This window comes from Streptomyces sp. NBC_00271, assembly GCF_036178845.1.
Taxonomy (GTDB): Bacteria; Actinomycetota; Actinomycetes; order Streptomycetales; family Streptomycetaceae; genus Streptomyces.
Genome location: NZ_CP108070.1, coordinates 7941825 through 7959326 on the forward strand (window position 1 = coordinate 7941825; position 17502 = coordinate 7959326).

At 71.4% G+C, this 17502-nt stretch carries 12 protein-coding genes; 7 read left to right on the forward strand and 5 right to left on the reverse strand.

Translation table 11 applies throughout. The annotated features are described in order from the left end of the window. Window positions 1–21: 21 nt before the first annotated feature. The 3 genes from ilvN (at window position 22) to serA (ending at window position 3625) form a co-directional block, all read left to right on the forward strand. Window positions 22–552 carry an acetolactate synthase small subunit gene (gene ilvN / locus OG798_RS36185; RefSeq protein ID WP_054234575.1) on the forward strand — a complete coding sequence of 177 codons (531 nt, stop codon included), beginning with the start codon at window positions 22–24 and terminating at the stop codon, window positions 550–552. A gap of 115 nt (window positions 553–667) precedes the next feature. After that, entirely contained in the window at window positions 668–1666 is a 999-nt protein-coding gene (ilvC, locus tag OG798_RS36190) for a ketol-acid reductoisomerase (protein WP_067370909.1), read from the forward strand. 369 nt (window positions 1667–2035) lie between these two features. Beyond that, window positions 2036–3625 carry a phosphoglycerate dehydrogenase gene (serA, locus tag OG798_RS36195; RefSeq protein ID WP_267062894.1) on the forward strand — a complete coding sequence of 530 codons (1590 nt, stop codon included), beginning with the start codon at window positions 2036–2038 and terminating at the stop codon, window positions 3623–3625. 83 nt (window positions 3626–3708) lie between these two features. On the opposite strand, the gene OG798_RS36200 is transcribed toward serA, so the two are convergent. Then, window positions 3709–6675 carry a helix-turn-helix transcriptional regulator gene (locus OG798_RS36200; protein WP_413253585.1) on the reverse strand — a complete coding sequence of 989 codons (2967 nt, stop codon included), beginning with the start codon at window positions 6673–6675 and terminating at the stop codon, window positions 3709–3711. 792 nt (window positions 6676–7467) lie between these two features. Continuing rightward, window positions 7468–9033, reverse strand: coding sequence for an MFS transporter (locus OG798_RS36205; protein WP_328758313.1), 1566 nt, complete (start codon window positions 9031–9033; stop codon window positions 7468–7470). Window positions 9034–9130: 97 nt separating this feature from the next. Here OG798_RS36205 and OG798_RS36210 point away from each other — a divergent pair, with 97 nt between their 5' ends. Further along, window positions 9131–9718, forward strand: a complete 588-nt coding sequence (locus tag OG798_RS36210) for a TetR/AcrR family transcriptional regulator (RefSeq protein ID WP_099943455.1) — start codon at window positions 9131–9133, stop codon at window positions 9716–9718. Between the two features lie 406 nt (window positions 9719–10124). Here the strand turns inward: OG798_RS36210 and OG798_RS36215 are convergent, their stop codons facing one another. Beyond that, window positions 10125–11408, reverse strand: a complete 1284-nt coding sequence (locus tag OG798_RS36215; RefSeq protein WP_373561026.1) for a PucR family transcriptional regulator — start codon at window positions 11406–11408, stop codon at window positions 10125–10127. 163 nt (window positions 11409–11571) lie between these two features. Between OG798_RS36215 and OG798_RS36220 the strand changes: the two genes are divergently transcribed. From OG798_RS36220 to OG798_RS36230, 3 genes are all read left to right on the forward strand, one after another. Continuing rightward, the gene (locus tag OG798_RS36220) at window positions 11572–12498 is read left to right on the forward strand and encodes a proline dehydrogenase family protein (protein ID WP_095852455.1); all 927 of its coding nucleotides are present in this window, start codon (window positions 11572–11574) and stop codon (window positions 12496–12498) included. Between the two features lie 49 nt (window positions 12499–12547). Continuing rightward, on the forward strand, window positions 12548–14179 hold the full coding sequence (gene pruA / locus OG798_RS36225) for an L-glutamate gamma-semialdehyde dehydrogenase (protein WP_095852454.1): 1632 nt from the start codon (window positions 12548–12550) through the stop codon (window positions 14177–14179). A 93-nt stretch (window positions 14180–14272) separates the two neighbouring features. Then, window positions 14273–15136, forward strand: coding sequence for an alpha/beta fold hydrolase (locus tag OG798_RS36230; protein WP_328758315.1), 864 nt, complete (start codon window positions 14273–14275; stop codon window positions 15134–15136). 31 nt (window positions 15137–15167) lie between these two features. Here the strand turns inward: OG798_RS36230 and OG798_RS36235 are convergent, their stop codons facing one another. Further along, entirely contained in the window at window positions 15168–15374 is a 207-nt protein-coding gene (locus OG798_RS36235; RefSeq protein WP_054234564.1) for a DUF5988 family protein, read from the reverse strand. Between the two features lie 156 nt (window positions 15375–15530). Next, complete coding sequence (locus OG798_RS36240; RefSeq protein ID WP_328758316.1) at window positions 15531–17465, reverse strand: glycoside hydrolase family 97 protein; 1935 nt, start codon at window positions 17463–17465, stop codon at window positions 15531–15533. Between the last annotated feature and the right edge of the window lie 37 nt (window positions 17466–17502).

A 17502-nucleotide genomic window follows, 5' to 3' on the forward strand; every position in this document is an offset into this window, starting at 1 on the left:
GAGAGAGCCGAGTCCACCACCATGAGCACCAAGCACACCCTCTCCGTCCTCGTCGAGAACAAGCCGGGTGTCCTCGCCCGGATCACCGCCCTGTTCTCCCGCCGCGGCTTCAACATCGACTCGCTCGCCGTCGGTGTCACCGAGCACCCCGACATCTCGCGCATCACCATCGTGGTGAACGTGATCGAGGCGCTGCCGCTCGAACAGGTCACCAAGCAGCTCAACAAGCTCGTCAACGTGCTGAAGATCGTCGAACTGGAACCCGGCTCGGCGGTGCAGCGCGAACTCGTTCTGGTGAAGGTGCGCGCCGACAACGAGACGCGCTCCCAGATCGTCGAGATCGTCCAGCTGTTCCGCGCCAAGACCGTGGACGTCTCTCCGGAGGCCGTCACCATCGAGGCCACCGGCGGCAGCGACAAGCTGGAGGCCATGCTCAAGATGCTGGAGCCGTTCGGCATCAAGGAGCTCGTCCAGTCCGGCACGATCGCGATCGGACGCGGGGCGCGTTCGATCACGGACCGCTCGCTGCGCGCGCTCGACCGATCAGCCTGATCCTTGGTAGGGGCGGTCGGCGATCACCGACCGCCCGTATACCGAGACCCGAAAACTTCCCTTCCCCCGCCCGCCGTACGGTGGGACGCAACACCGCACACCAAGGAGAACCCCAGTGGCCGAGCTGTTCTATGACGACGACGCCGACCTGTCCATCATCCAGGGCCGCAAGGTCGCGGTCATCGGCTACGGCAGCCAGGGCCACGCCCACGCGCTGTCGCTGCGCGACTCGGGTGTCGACGTCCGCGTCGGTCTGCACGAGGGCTCCAAGTCCAAGGCCAAGGCCGAGGAGCAGGGCCTGCGCGTGGTGACGCCGTCGGAGGCCGCGGCCGAGGCCGACGTCATCATGATCCTGGTGCCGGACCCGATCCAGGCCCAGGTCTACGAGGAGTCCATCAAGGACAACCTGAAGGACGGCGACGCGCTGTTCTTCGGCCACGGTCTGAACATCCGCTTCGGCTTCATCAAGCCCCCGGCCGGTGTCGACGTCGCCATGGTCGCCCCCAAGGGCCCGGGCCACCTGGTGCGCCGCCAGTACGAGGAGGGTCGCGGCGTTCCCTGCATCGCGGCCGTCGAGCAGGACTCCACGGGCAGCGCCTTCCCGCTCGCCCTGTCCTACGCCAAGGGCATCGGAGGCACCCGCGCGGGCGTCATCAAGACGACCTTCACGGAGGAGACCGAGACCGACCTGTTCGGTGAGCAGGCCGTTCTCTGCGGTGGCACCGCGGCGCTGGTCAAGGCGGGCTTCGAGACGCTGACCGAGGCCGGCTACCAGCCGGAGATCGCGTACTTCGAGTGCCTCCACGAGCTGAAGCTCATCGTCGACCTCATGTACGAGGGCGGCCTGGAGAAGATGCGCTGGTCGGTCTCCGAGACCGCCGAGTGGGGCGACTACGTCACCGGCCCGCGGATCATCACGGACGCCACCAAGGCCGAGATGAAGAAGGTCCTCGCGGAGATCCAGGACGGCACCTTCGCCAAGAACTGGATGGAGGAGTACCACTCCGGCCTGAAGAAGTACAACGAGTACAAGACGCAGGACGAGAACAGCCTCCTGGAGACCACCGGCAAGGAGCTCCGGAAGCTCATGTCGTGGGTCAACGACGAGGCGTAAGCCGTACGGCCGAAGGGGCCGGAGCATCCGCTCCGGCCCCTTCGGCCAACCCTGGGTAACGCCCGCGAGCGCGACGTTGTCCACCCCGTCCAGCCACGGACGGGTGATCCTTCCACGGAGGCGCAAGAAGGCCCCCGTAGCGGCACTACACTGCTGCACAACATACGCGTCAGGCCCACAGCGTCGTGCGTCTTCCACGCGGCTCGAGCGACCCCGAAGAAATGTAGGCACGCCCCCACGCCGCCCGGCACGCACTGTCGCCGCACCGAACGACGCGGGAACGCACCTACACTTCCCCGGGGCCGTTACAACCCTCCACCGCATGCGGCCGTCGGGACGGCCGTCCGCATTGGACCTGTGAGGACTCACGTGAGCTCGAAACCTGTCGTACTCATCGCTGAAGAGCTGTCGCCCGCGACCGTCGACGCCCTGGGCCCGGACTTCGAGATCCGGCACGCGAACGGCGCGGACCGCGCCGAGCTGCTGCCCGCGATCGCCGACGTCGACGCGATCCTGATCCGTTCGGCCACCAAGGTCGACGCGGAGGCCGTCGCCGCCGCGAAGAAGCTCAAGGTCGTCGCACGAGCCGGCGTCGGCCTGGACAACGTCGACGTCTCCGCCGCCACCAAGGCCGGCGTGATGGTCGTCAACGCCCCCACCTCGAACATCGTGACCGCGGCCGAGCTGGCCTGCGGCCTCCTCCTCGCCACCGCGCGCCACATCCCGCAGGCCAACTCTGCGCTGAAGAACGGCGAGTGGAAGCGCTCGAAGTACACCGGAGTCGAGCTCGCCGAGAAGACCCTCGGTGTCGTCGGCCTCGGCCGCATCGGCGCGCTGGTCGCCCAGCGCATGTCCGCGTTCGGCATGAAGGTCGTCGCCTACGACCCCTACGTCCAGCCTGCCCGGGCCGCGCAGATGGGCGTCAAGGTCCTCTCCCTCGACGAGCTGCTCGAGGTCTCGGACTTCATCACCGTGCACCTGCCCAAGACCCCCGAGACGGTCGGTCTCATCGGCGACGAGGCGCTGCACAAGGTCAAGCCGTCGGTGCGGATCGTCAACGCCGCGCGCGGCGGGATCGTCGACGAGGAGGCGCTGTTCTCGGCGCTCAAGGAGGGCCGCGTCGCCGGCGCCGGCCTCGACGTGTACGCGAAGGAGCCCTGCACGGACTCCCCGCTCTTCGAGCTCGACCAGGTCGTCTGCACCCCGCACCTCGGCGCCTCCACGGACGAGGCGCAGGAGAAGGCCGGCGTCTCCGTCGCCCGCTCGGTGCGCCTTGCGCTCGCCGGTGAGCTCGTCCCGGACGCGGTGAACGTGCAGGGCGGTGTCATCGCCGAGGACGTCAAGCCCGGTCTGCCGCTCGCCGAGAAGCTCGGCCGCATCTTCACCGCCCTCGCGGGCGAGGTCGCGGTCCGCCTCGACGTCGAGGTGTACGGCGAGATCACCCAGCACGACGTCAAGGTGCTCGAACTCTCCGCGCTCAAGGGTGTGTTCGAGGACGTCGTCGACGAGACGGTGTCCTACGTCAACGCCCCGCTGTTCGCGCAGGAGCGCGGCGTCGAGGTCCGTCTGACCACGAGCTCGGAGTCCCCCGACCACCGCAACGTGGTCACCGTGCGCGGCACGCTCGGCGACGGCCAGGAGATCTCGGTCTCCGGCACGCTGGCCGGCCCCAAGCACCTGCAGAAGATCGTCGCCGTCGGCGAGTACGACGTGGACCTCGCGCTCGCCGCCCACATGGTCGTGCTGAGCTACGAGGACCGTCCCGGTGTCGTCGGCACCGTCGGCCGCATCCTCGGCGAGGCGGGCATCAACATCGCCGGCATGCAGGTCGCGCGTGCCGCCGCGGGCGGCGAGGCCCTAGCGGTCCTCACCGTCGACGACACGGTCTCGCAGAACGTGCTGAGCGATGTGGCCGAGGAGATCGGCGCCACCTCGGCGCGCTCGGTGAACCTCGTCTGACCCTCTCGCGGTACGCGGGCGCAGTACGCGGGCCGGGGCCCGGTCACCTGAGGTGACCGGGCCCCGGCCATGTGCGGGGTCAGTCAGGCGCGGGAGTCCCGGGGCGGCTCGACCAGCCCCTCCCGGTAGGCGATGGCCACGGCCTCGGTACGGCCCGAGGCGCCCAGCTTGGCGAGGATGTTGGAGACGTGCACGCTCGCCGTCTTGCCCGTGATGAACAGCTCCTCACCGATCTGACGGTTGGTGCGGCCGCGCGCCAGCAGCCTCAGGACATCGCTCTCGCGGGCGGTCAGCGCCGGGACACGGTCCGCGGCGGACGGTGAGTCGGCGAGCCGACCGCGCCGGATCAGGGTGTCCAGCTCCTCGCGCAGCGGTACGGCGCCGAGCCGGTCGGCGGTGTCGCGCGCCGCGCGGGCCCGCTCGGCGGCCTCTTCCCGACGGTCCGCCACGAGCAGCGCCTCGGCCAACCGTCTTTCGCAGCGGGCCAGTTCATAGGGATCGCCGTAGTCGAACGCGGCGACCGCCTTCTCCCAGGCGGCCACCTCGGGACCCGAGTGCGCGCGCAGCCACTCCGCCTCGGCGCGGGCGAGCCAGGCCAGCCCCTCCGGTCCCTGCCGCGTGCCGTCCTCCCCCTTCGCGGCCGTGCGCCGGGCCACCTCCACCAGCTCGGTCGCGAGGTCCGCCCAGTGCCGGGCGCCCGCCCCGCCGCCGGTCAGACGCAGCTCGACGGCGGCGTCCGCGACCGCCGACAGAGCCAGCGCCGCGAGCCGCACACCGATGTCGGGCCGCCCGCTGCCGGAGCCTTCGCTGAGTGCCGCGAGTGTCGTCCGCACGGAGGTCACGGCGCCCTCGGGGTCGCCGCGCAGGGCGGCGGCGTCGGTCAGCACGATGCCCGCCACGAGCGTGGCCATCCAGTCGAAGGGTCCGTCGAGCAGCGCGTGGGCCCGCTCGGCGGCTCCTTCCTCGCCGCGCGCCAGGGCGACGTACAACGCGGGCCCGACGGCGAAGCCGCCGGCCGGTGGCAGCCGTTCGGCATCGACGGCGGCCGCCCGCGCGCACTCGTCCCAGCGGCCCAGGGTGTAGAGGATCAGGGACTGCAGGTAGCGCAGCTCCAGCGCGTACGGGGAGGAGACGAGGCCGGAGCGGTTCGCCCACTCGAGTCCCTCGGCGAGCCAGGTCAGGCACTCGTCCAGGGCCCCGGATTCGTAGGCCCCGATGGCGAGGTTGAACAGGGCGCGCATCTCGATGGAGACATTGCCGGCGTGCCGGGCCAGGTCACGGGCCTGCCGAAGCCGCTCCCGGCCCTCGGCCGTACGCCGGTTGTGGTCCTCCAGACCGACCAGGGAGATGATCAAGTCGGCCTGGGCGTCGGCGAGTCGGAGCTCCTCGGCGGTGCGCAGCGCCTGCCGGGCGACGCGCTCCGCGTCCTCGTCGTGGCCCATGTACCGCGCGGCCATGACATGGGTGGCCGCCGCCCACACCCAGGTGTGCGACGGGGGCTCGGCCGGGATCATGGCCAGTGCCTCGCTGCTGTAGGTGAAGGCGGCCTTCAGACTGTCGACGCGCATCAGATTGCCCGCGAGGGTGTAGCGGACGCGGGCGGCGAGCTCCGAGTCCGCGTCCGACCCCGCCCTGGCGAGTGCGGCGCGGGTGAGGGAGACCGCCCGGTGGGTCTCCCCGGCGTGCGCGGCGGCGGCGGAGGCGCGCAGGGTGAGCGTGACCGGGTCGCCGGTGCGGGGGCGGGCGCCGGGGTCCACGGCGGGCCACAGTTCGAGCGCGGCCTCCACGTGGTGCAGCTCCTCGGCGGGCGCGCCGACCCGCTGGGCGTGGTCGGCGGCTTCCAGTGAGGCGGTCAGCGCGTCCGCGAGATCGTGGCTCTCCCGCGAGTGGTGGGCGCGCTCGGCCGCGCTCTTCGCCGTGTGACCGCGACCGGCGAGGAGTTTGGCGAACGCGCCGTGCAGCCGGACCCGCTCGCCGGGCAGCAGATCGGTGTAGACGGCCTCACGGGCGAGGGCGTGCCGGAAGGAGTACGTGGCGTCGTCGCCGGGGACCAGCAGCTGCCGTCCTACGGCCTCCCGCAGCGCCGACTCCAGCTCGTCCTCCGGCAGTTGTACGGCGTCACGAAGCAGGTCGTGCTCGACGCGCCGCCCGGCGACCGCGGCCGTGCGCAGTACCTGCTGGGCGGTGTCGGAGAGTTGCTCGATCCGGATGAGGAGGAGGTCGGCGAGGCCGCTCGGCATGGCGGGCGCCGCCGGGTCGAGGTCGCCCGGGAGCGCGGCGAGCAGCTCCTCCGCGTAGAAGGCGTTGCCCTCGGCGCGGTCGACGATGCGGCGGACGGTGGTGTCGGAGAGGGCGTCCGTGCGCAGGGCGCGCACGAGGCGGGCCACTTCGGCGTCGGCCATGGGGCGCAGTTCGAGCCGGTCCACGGAGGGCAGCCGGGCCAGTTCGGCGAGCAGGGGGCGCAGGGGGTGGCGGCGGTGCAGGTCGTCCGAGCGGTACGAGGCGAAGAGGGCGAGGTGGTGGGTGGGGGAGCCGGGGGTCGGATTCTGCAGGACGCCTCGGCTGAGGAGGAAGCGCAGGAGGTCCCTCGACGACTGGTCCGCCCAGTGGAGGTCTTCGAGGACCAGGAGGAGGGGGGTGATGTCGGCGGCGTCCGCCAGCAGGCCGGCCACGCCCTCGAAGAGTCGCAGTCGGCTGCCGGAGTCCGTGTCCGTCCCGCTGCCGGAGCCCAGCAGGCGGTCGACCGCCGGGTGGGCCGCGAGGGCGGCGGCGAACCGCTCGTCTCCGCCGAGCACGCCGAGGATCTCCGTGAACGGCAGATAGGGCAGGCCCACGTCGCCGAGGTCCACGCAGTGGCCGGTGAGCACCGTCATGCCGGTGCGCGTGGCGTGTGCGGCGGCCTCCGTCAGGACGCGGGTCTTGCCGACGCCGGCGTCTCCGGAGAGGACGACGGCGCGGGGGGTGCCTGCGCGGGCGCGGTCCAGCACGCCGGTGAGCCGCGCGAGTTCGTCGTCCCGGCCGATGAACGGCGTACCGGATGTCTGTGCCACGCCGCCCATCCTGACACGCCCCACCGACACGGCCCCGCCCTTTTGTCCTCGCCCCCGCCGCCCCTACCCGTCCCATCCCCGGAGGCTGCGCCCCCAGACCCCCGCTATCGGCCTGAACGGCCTCGTCCTCAAACGCCGGACGGGCTGGGTGGTGTGGGTCCGGGGTGGGTGGGTTGAGCGGGGTGGGTGGGGTATCGGCCTTCGGCCTGGTCCTCAAACGCCGGACCGGCTGGATGGCGTGGGCCGGGGCCGGGCTTTTAGGGGCGCGGGGAACTGCGCGCTCAGCCCCACGGGCCCGCAGGCAAGGCACTTCGGGCGGGTGGGGTTTCGGGGCGTAGCCCCGTCCGAGGGGCGCGGGGAACTGCGCGACCGGCCCCCACCGGCCTGCAGGCAAGGTACCTCGGGTGGGCGGGGTTTCGGGGCGCAGCCCCGTCCGAGGGGCGCGGGGAACTGCGCGACCGGCCCCCCACCGGCCTGCAGGCAAGGTACTTCGGGTGGGCGGGGTTTCGGGGCATAGCCCCGCTTGAGGGGCGCGGGGAACTGCGCGCTCAGCCCCCACCGCCCGCAGGCACAGCACTCCGGAAGGTCGGGGATCCGGGGCACAGCCCGGCTCGAGGGGCGCGGGGAACTGCGCGGTCGGCCCCCACCGGCCCGCAGGTAAAGCACTCTGGGAGGGCGGGGGTCCGGGGTTGCAGCCCGCCCGAGGGGCGGGGAGCTGCGTGATCGGACCCCGCCCCCCGTAGTCGGAGCGCACTGCCGGGGTTCCAAGGGCGTAGCCCTGGTGAACGGCCGTCAGGCGGGCGCCTGTTCAGGGTGCGGGGCCTCGGCCCCGACTTCGCGCACCCGCACGCGCCGCAACGTCGCAGCCGCCACCCCCGCCGCCCCCAGCAACAACACCGCCCCCGCGATCGCCGCCGCCTGCATCCCACTGGTGAACGCCTCCCGCGCGGCCCGCACCAGCGCATCGCCCGCGCCGCCCGGCAACTGATGGGCGACCGCCAGCGCGCCGCCCAGGGTCTCCTGGGCCGGCGCCGGGGCGCCGGACGGAATCTCGTGGCGGTAGACGGCCGTACCGATGGACCCGAGGACCGCCATACCGAGCGCCCCGCCGAACTCGGCACCCGTCTCCAGCAGCGAGGCCGCGGCGCCCGCGTTGCCGACGGGGACGGTGCCCAGCGCCAGATCCATCATCTGGGACATCACGGTGACGATCCCCGAGGCGAGGACTCCGGCCCCGGCGAGGACCAGCCACATCGAGTCGGTCCCGGTGAGGGCCAGCAGCCCGTAGCCGCACGCGCCGAGGACGAAGCCGCCGGAGACGACGTGGGCGCGGTGGACGCCCTTCTGCACCAGCTGCGCGGCGACCGGCGCGGCGACCCCGACCAGGACCGTCGGCAGCAGTGACCACAGGGCGGCCTCCATGGAGCTCTTGCCGAGGACCGACTGCATGTACTGAGTGGTGAAGTACGCCGACCCCATCATCCCGAACGCGGAGACCAGGTTGAGCACGACGGCGGGCGCGAAGCCCCGGCCCCGGAACAACTCGGGTGAGATCAGCGGGGACTTGGCGGTGCGCTGCCGCTGGACGAAGAGCGCGGCGAAGACGAGACCGACGACGATCGAGGCGCCGTACTCCAACTTCCATCCCTCGGACGGGATTTCCTTCACGCCGTAGATGACGGGCAGCACGGCGGCCATCGACAGCGGCACGCTGAGCAGGTCGAAACGGCCCGGTTCCGGGTTCCTGGACTCGGGGAGCAGGATCGGGCCGAGGACCAGCAGCAGCACCATCGCGGGCAGGTTGACGAGGAAGACCGAGCCCCACCAGAAGTACTCGACGAGGACCCCGCTCATCACCGAACCGAGCGCGATACCGCCGGTCATGACGCCGGACCACAGACCGATCGCCTTCGCGCGCTGCCCGGGGTCGGTGAACATCGTGCGGATGATCGCCATCGTCGACGGCATGAGGGTGGCGCCACCGATGCCGAGGACCGCGCGGGCCGCGATCAGCATCTCGGCGCTGTCGGCGTAGGCGGCCATGACCGAGGCCGTGCCGAAGGCGGCGGCGCCGAAGAGAAGGAGCTTGCGGCGGCCTATGCGGTCGCCGAGCGAGCCCATCGTCATCAGCAGTCCGGCGAGCACGAACGCGTAGATGTCGAAGATCCACAGCTGCTGGGTACCGCTCGGCTCCAGGTCCGCGCTGATCGCGGGGATCGCGAAGTAGAGGACCGAGACATCCATCGAGACCAGGAGCAGCGGAAGCATCAGGACGCTGAGGGCGGTCCATTCGCGGCGGCCGGCGAGGCCTCCGCCGGGTGCGGGGGTGGTGCTCGTCGAGTGCTTCGAGTTCGTCATGACAGGGACTGTACGGACGTCTTAAACGCTTGTCTAGTACGATTGTTTAAAACGGTCGTCTGGGACGGTTGTCTGTATCGGGGGTACGCTGATCGGCATGGGACACCGTGAGGATCTGCTCGAAGGCGCCAAGCGCTGCCTGCTGGAGAAGGGGTTCGTGCGCACCACGGCGCGCGACATCGTGAAGGAGTCCGGGACGAACCTGGCGTCCATCGGCTACCACTACGGGTCGAAGGACGCGCTGCTGACGCAGGCCTTCGTGGAACTGGTGCAGGAGTGGGGCGAGAAGTTCGCCCCGCACCAGGAGCACGAGGGCGCGCCCGGGGGTTCCGTGGAGCGGTTCCATGACGTGTGGGCGCGGATGCTGGAGTCCTTCGAGGACTTCAAGCCCGTGTGGGCGGCCAGCATGGAGATCGTGACGCAGGGGGAGCGGGTGCCGCAGCTGCGGGACCTCATGGCGAAGGCGCAGATCGAGGGACGGTCCGGGCTCGTCGCGATGCTCACGGGCCTGGACGAGGAGACGCTCGACGAACGCACCGTCCAGTCCCTCGGCGGCTTCTACCAGGCGCTGCTCAACGGTCTGATGGTGCAGTGGCTCTTCGACCCGGCGAGCGCCTCCACGGCCGACGACCTCACGGAGGGGCTGCGACGGGTGATCGAGGGGGCGACCGGCTCGCGGGACTGAGGCGTCACCCGCCCACGACTCCGGTCGGCGTGGCGCCGGACCCGCGATCGGCTCGCGCATCGCGGTATGCCGGGATCAGCGCCACCAGCATCAGTACGCGCGCGCACGGTCCGTCGGCCTGTACGGGATGAGCGCCTGTCGCTCGAACCGGGCGACGGCGCCGCCCCAACTCGTCCTGGGCTTCGGTGACGTGGGGGAACGCGCGATCACGGAGGGCATCGCGACGATCGGCGACCTGCTCGCCGGGGCTCGTCGACCCGGACGGCTCATGGCCGGCCAGGACCTGCCCCAGGATCGAGGACCTTTCCTAGGACCGGCGCAGGGCCCCCTGCGCAGCGCACCGTCGCCCGAGCCCGCGGCGGGCGTTTCGACGGCACACCGTACGGCTGATCGCCGTGCGTGGGCGTCACAGTCGCGCCCCCTTCAACGCCATGTGCAGCAGCAGGCGGTCCTCGCCGTCGTCCAGGTCGAGGCCGGTCAGCTGCTCGACGCGGGACAGCCGGTAGTAGAGGGTCTGCCGGTGGATGCCCAACTCCGCCGCCGTGCGCCCCGCCTGGCCCGCGCAGTCCAGGAACACCTCGGCGGTGCGGGCGAGTTCGCGGTGCGCGGGGGAGAGGAGGGTGCGGACGGCGGGGTCGTGGGCCGCCTCCGGAGGGAGGGCCGTGAGGAGACGGAACGGGCCGATGGAGGCCCACTCGGCGACCGGGCCGAGGCGGGGCTCCGCGAGGACCGCGCGGGCGGCGGCGGACGCCTCCTGCCAGGCCGCCCCCAGCTCGGCGAGGCCCACCCGGGCGCCGGCGACTCCGGCGGCCACGGTCGTCCCGGCACCCTTCGCCGTTCCCTGCCCGCCCCCGCGCTCCCCGTCCGCCTCCCGTACGAAGCGTGTCGCCGCCGTGCGTGCCGGAGTCAGTACGTCCGCCGAGCGCAGCCGTACGAGAAGGGCGAGGCTCTGGCCGGTGGCCCCCCACGGCACCGTGCACAGCGCGGTCGCGCCCGGCACCGTACGGACCGAAGGGGCGTCGTCCGGGTCGGCGGAGGGCCAGGGGGCGACGCACACCACCGCGTGCAGGCCGTCGCCGCGCGGGCCGAGGGCGGTGCGCAGCTCGGCCACCGCCATGTCCCGCTGCCAGCCGCGCTCGGCGGTGAGGACCGCCCGCAGCTCGCGGGTGAGGTCCGCGCCCGCCTGTGCCTCGTCCGCGAGCAGGTCGCCGATGCGGGCGGCGACCTCCATCGCCGCGGAGAGCTGTGCCTCGGACGGGCCGGGGTCGTCCTCCAGCAGCCAGACGTAGCCGAGGACGACACCCCGATGGCGTACCGGCAGACAGATCCGGCCCCGGTACACGCCCGCCTCCGGGGTGGGCGGGATGTGCACGGGGGCCGTCGCGCGCGTGATGCCGAAGCCCTCGAACCAGGTGCGGACCGCCGCCGTGGAGCGACGGGTGAGGATCGAGCGGGTCCGTACGGGGTCCAGGGCCGACGCGTCGAGCTCGCCCTCGCTGTCGTAGGCGCCGAAGGCGATCAGCTCGAAGTCCCGGTTCTCCAGCGTCGCGGGCACGCCGAGGAGCGCCGAGATCTCGTCGACCAGCTCCTGGTAGCCGCCGTGGTCGCCACGGTGATCTCGGTGCTCCCGGTGTTCCCGGGGCTCTTTGTGATCCCTGTGTTCGTCGCTCACCCGGGCATTCTCCCGCAATTCCGCAGCCCTTCATACATCTGTCTGAGATCCAGGGCACGGATGCGTGACAGCTGTCGATGGCTCAGGATCGGAGGGATCCTTAGGTTTCACGGTGGTTCTCCGTGCCGTACCCGAATGGTCGGGATACGGCCTTCTGCTCGCCTTGTTGTGGAGGTGCCCCGTGCTGGGTCCCGTGATTCTCGCCGCGTCGCGCAGCGACCGGATGCGTCGCTTCGTGTCGGCGGCCCCCGGCACCAAGCAGGTGGTCGCCCGCTTCATCGCCGGTGAGAGCGTCGACCAGGTCGTTCCGGTCGTTCAGGACGCCGTCGCCAAGGGCCTGGAGGTCACCCTCGACGTCGTCGGCGAGGACATCACCACCCGCGAGCAGGCCTTCGCCGCCCGGGACGCGTACCTGGAGCTCATCGAGCATCTGAAGGTGCTGGACCTCGGCACCAAGGCCGAGATGTCGATCAAGCTGTCGATGTTCGGGCAAGCGCTGGAGGGCGGCCACGAGCTGGCCCTCGCCAACGTGCGCCCCGTCGTCGAGGCAGCCGCCGCCATCGGTACCACCGTCACCCTGGACGCCGAGGACCACACCACCCTCGACTCGATGTTCGCCATCCACGAGGAGCTGCGGAAGGACTTCCCGCAGACCGGCTGCGTCATCCAGGCCTACCTGTACCGCACCGAGGCCGACGCCCGCCGCCTCGCCGCGAGCGGCAGCCGCGTCCGCCTGGTGAAGGGCGCCTACAAGGAGCCCGCCGAGGTCGCGTACCAGGACAAGGCCGAGACCGACAAGGCGTACGTCCGCGTCCTGCGCGTCCTGATGGAGGGCGAGGGGTACCCGATGATCGGGTCCCACGACCCGCGCCTCATCTCCATCGCGCAGGAGCTGGCGCGCAAGGCCGGGCGCAAGCTGGACGAGTACGAGTTCCAGATGCTGTACGGCATCCGGAGCGAGGAGCACCTGCGGCTCGCCGCCGAGGGCCACCGGATGCGGGTCTACACCGCGTACGGCACCGACTGGTACGGCTACTTCATGCGCCGCCTCGCCGAGAAGCCGGCCAACCTGCTGTTTTTCGCCCGCTCGATTCTGACCAAGGGCTGATCCACGGGCCGAGCCCGAACCACCCGCTCATAAAGGAGTTACGGACACCATGGACGCTGTGACCCAGGTCCCCACCCCCGTCAACGAGCCGGTGCACGGCTACGCCCCCGGTTCGCCCGAGCGCGCCCGCCTGGAGGCCAAGCTCAAGGAGCTGGCGGAGAACCCGATCGAGCTGCCGATGACCATCGGCGGCGAGAAGCGGCTCGGCGGCGGTGAGCGCTTCGAGGTCGTGCAGCCGCACAACCACAAGGCCGTCATCGGCACCGGCGCGCACGCCACCCAGCAGGACGCGCAGGACGCCATCGACGCGGCCCTCGCCGCCGCGCCCGCCTGGCGCGCGATGTCCTTCGACGACCGCGCCGCGATCATCCTGCGCGCCGCCGAGCTGCTGGCCGGCCCCTGGCGCGAGACGCTGGCCGCCTCCACCATGCTCGGCCAGTCGAAGACCGCCCAGCAGGCCGAGATCGACTGCCCCTGCGAGCTCGTCGACTTCTGGCGCTTCAACGTCCACTACGCCCGCCAGATCCTCGCCGAGCAGCCGCCGGCGAACTCCCCGGGCGTGTGGAACCGCATGGACCACCGTCCGCTGGAGGGCTTCGTCTACGCGATCACGCCCTTCAACTTCACGGCGATCGCGGGCAACCTGCCCACCGCTCCGGCGCTCATGGGCAACGTCGTCGTGTGGAAGCCGTCCCCGACGCAGACCCACGCCGCCGTGCTGCTGATGCAGCTCCTGGAGGAGGCGGGCCTGCCCAAGGGTGTCATCAACCTCGTCACCGGTGACGGCATCGAGGTCTCCAAGGTCGCCCTGGAGCACCGCGACCTCGCCGGCATCCACTTCACCGGCTCGACCAAGACCTTCCAGTACTTGTGGAAGACGGTCGGCAACAACATCGAGAAGTACCGCTCCTACCCGCGTCTGGTCGGCGAGACCGGCGGCAAGGACTTCGTGGTCGCCCACCCGTCGGCGGACCGCGCGGTCCTCAAGACCGCTCTGACCCGCGGTTCCTTCGAGTACCAGGGCCAGAAGTGCTCGGCGAGCTCCCGCGCCTACGTCCCGGCCTCCATCTGGAACTCCGGTTTCAAGGAGGAGTTCGCGGCCGAGGTCGACTACCTGACCATGGGTGACGTCACCGACCTGTCGAACTTCATCGGCGCGGTCATCGACGAGCGCTCGTTCGCCAAGAACAAGGCGGCCATCGACCGCGCGAAGGCCGACCCGACCTGCACGATCGTCGCGGGCGGCTCGTACGACGACTCCGTCGGCTACTTCGTGCGCCCGACCGTCGTCGAGTGCTCGGACCCGGAGAACGAGGTCTTCACGACCGAGTACTTCGGCCCCTTCCTCGCCGTCCACGTCTACGAGGACGACAAGTACGACGAGATGCTGACCCAGATGGAGTCGGCGTCCGACTACGCGCTCACCGGCGCGGTCATCTCCGGCGACCGCGCGGCGGCCGCGTACACGATGGAGAAGCTCCGTTACGCGGCGGGCAACTTCTACATCAACGACAAGTCGACCGGCGCCGTCGTCGGCCAGCAGCCCTTCGGCGGCGGCCGTTCCTCCGGCACCAACGACAAGGCGGGCGCCCCGCAGAACCTGATGCGCTGGACGCTGACCCGCGCCATCAAGGAGACCCTGGTCCCGCCGACCGACTACACGTACCCGCACATGGGCTGATCAGCCCTTCTGAACCCGGGCCGGGAAGCCCGACCTCCGAGCAGGCTTCCCGGCCCGTCTCCATGTCCGGGCGCCTGCGGGCAGAATTTCCCCATGGCCCGGACGCGAAGTGAGACGGTCGAGACCGACGACGGCGTACGTCTGTGGGCGCAGCAGTCGGGTGAAGGCCCCCCGCTCGTGCTGTGCCACGGCGGCCCCGGTCTGTGGGACATGTTCGAGGACGTGGCCGGATCACTGACGGACCGGGCCGCCGTGCACCGCTGGGACCAGCGCGGTTGCGGACGGTCGGGGCCGTGCGCCGGGCCCTGGACGAGCGAGCGGTTCGTCGCCGACCTGGAGGCCGTACGGCGGCACTTCGGGCTGGAGCGGATGACGCTGCTCGGCCATTCGTGGGGCGCGCAGCTGGCGCTGAGCTATGCGCTGGCCCATCCCGAGCGGGTGAGCGCGCTGGTCTATGTGAGCGGTACGGGGATCGGACCCGACTCCGACTGGTTCGACGGCTTCAAGGCGAACCTCGTCGCCCGGCTCGGCGAGCGCCCCGAACGCCTGGCCCGCTGGCGCGAGTTGACGGACCGTCCGGAGCGCTCCGAGGCGGCGGAACGGGAGCGTGCGGTGCTGCAGTGGTCCGCCGAGTTCGTGGACCGCGAGCGGGACCTGGAGCAGGCCGGGCGGATGGCCGAGCGCTGGTTCGACATCAACACCGAGTGCAACAAGGCGTTCAACGCCGAGCGGAGAAGGTCCTGGGGCACCCCGGAGCTGTACGCCGCCTGCCGACAGCTCGACCTGCCCGTGGTCGTCGTCGACGGGGCGCTCGACATCCGGCCGCGCTCGGCGGTCGACTCACTGGAGAGGGCGCTGCCCCGGGTGCGCCGGGTGATCCTGCCGGAGGCCGGGCACCTGCCGTGGGTCGAGGACCCGAGGGGCTTTCGGGAGGCGGTGACGGCAGCGTTGCGGTGATCCGCCGTCCCTCGCCGTGGCGGAGGTGGCGTCAGCCGGCGAACTCCGTCCGCTCCCACCACTCGTACACGGGCAGCCTGCCCTCCGGCGTGTCCGCCTGTCGTGGGGTCGCCCTGAAGTGTTCGTATCCACCGCGCAACTCGATCTTCACGTCCGTTCCAGGAGGCGGGACCGGGACGATCCGCTCGGGCAGATCGTCCGGGCCGCCCTCGAGCAGTGCTTTGGTCGTGTCGCTCATGACGTCACCGTTCCCCATGCCGGAGCCCGATGTCGCATGCCGCGCGGAGGATCAGTCGTGTGGGCGATCCACTTCTTGGCCTTCGGCGGTCGCCGGGCACGGACGGCTCCCCCGACCCCGTTCGGGGCCAGGGGAGCGGTGGGTCGCTTCGGGGGGTCAGTTCTCGCAGGTCGTACGGCCTTCGTGCGCGCGACAGGCGAGCGCCGCGAAGCCGCCGTCCGCCACGACGGGTACGGCCAGCGTGCCGCCGCCCCGGACGAGGTGCGTCTCGCGCACCAGGCCCGACGGACCGTCCGTCAGGGTCTCCACCAGCCAGCGGCCCGCGCCCAGCCGCAGCGGTAGGTCGACCGTGCGGGCCGCGCCCGTGAACGTGCCGCCGATGAACCACCGGCCGTCGGCGGCGCGCCGGGCGAGGACCGCCGAGCGGCCCGGATCGCCGGTCAGCAGCCGGGTCTCCTCCCAGCGGGCGGGAAGCTGCTCCAGATAGCGGCGGGCCTCGGGCCGCGCGTCGTACGACTCCGGGGTGCCGGAGAGGTTCTGGATCCCGGACTCGTACAGGACGCTCAGGCCCAGCTCACCCGCGTCCGAGGCGACGTTCGGGCGGTACGGGCGGTGGAAGGCGCCCGGGGTGAAGTCCATGGAGCCGATGACATTGCGGGTGAAGGGGAGCGAGGCCAGCTGCTCCGCCGTGTTGTTGCGCTTCTCCTCGCCGCCGACGCCCTCCATCGACATGACCTGCGGCCAGGTGCGCTGGATGCCCTTGGGGATCGTGGAGCCGTGGAAGTTCACCATGAGGTGGTGGCGGGCCGTGGACTCCAGCACGTCGTCGTACCAGCGCATCCGCTCCTGGGACTCGGAGTCCATGAAATCGATCTTCACGCCCTTGATGCCCCAACGCGCCAGCGTGGAGAGCCACTTCTCGCGCTCGACGGGATCGGTCAGCAGGCTGTAGTGCAGCCAGACGTGGATGCCCACGCCCTTGGCCGCCGCATAGCGCACCAGCTCCGGCATCCAGCTGTCCGTCTGCCACTGCGGATCGATCACCTCCCACTCGCCGGTCTTGAAGTACCAGCCCGCGTCCACCACTTCGTACGGCCAACCGCGCTCGGCCGCGTAGTCCACGTACTTCTCCTGCGCGGCCAGGCTCTGCCCCGCCTCTTTGCCGCCCGCCAGCCAGGTCCACAGCGCCGGGCCCGGCTTGATCCAGGACGTGTCGCGGACCCGGGACGCCGGGGCGAGGTCGTCCACGAAGGTCGACTCGGTGACGGTCGCGAGATCACCGGTGACGAGCGCGCGCCAGGGGGTGGTGAGCGGGCCGGTCGTCAGGATCGGCTCGTCGTTCCACAGACTCAGCCCGTACGTCGACGAGTCCGCGCTGTGCGTCAGGTGGGCCCCCGCGTAGGTGCCGTTGACGTCCGACTCGGCGAGCAGGGCGTAGTCGCCGTCGGCGGCGGCACCGTTGCCCCCGTCCGTCCTGAACAGGCCCTGCATCATGTACGCGCCCGCCGGCGCCGCCGCCGCGGAGTCGTAGCGGGTGAAGCGGAGCTCGTTGTCGGCGCGGTAGCCGCCGAGGAGGGCGTTCGCGCCGGTGGGCAGGGTGAAGGCGGAGGCCTCGCGCAGTACGTTGCCGTGGTTCCGCGGCAGGACGTAGCGGTAGGCGACGCCGTCACGGGCGACCCGTGTCACCAGGTCGAGCCGGGCGCCGTCGGCGGTGCGGAAGCGGAAGCGGGCCTCGGTCATGCGGGCGACACGGTCGCGGGATTTGCCGGTCGGGCTCGTGTAGCGCTCGGTGATCGTGTGTTCGGAGCGTCCGGTGAGGGTCAACCCCCGGGAGAAGTCGGTCTGTTCGGTGACCAGGCCGAGGGGGGAGGGCTCCAGGACCGTTCTGCCCTCGCGTCTCACGGCGAGCGTGGGATGTCCGTCGGTCCGATCGAGCGCGACGACCGCCGTGGGTGAGCCGTGCGGCCCCTTCACCTCCCAGGCGGCCCGCGCCGTGGCCTCGGCGCGGGCGGGGAGCGCCGCCACCGCCGTGGCGAGCAGGGTGGAACAGAGCGTCAACACGATGGTGCGGGCCCGTAACTGGACCGACATCAGGAACCCTCCTTCTCGCAGTCATCTCCTGTAGTCA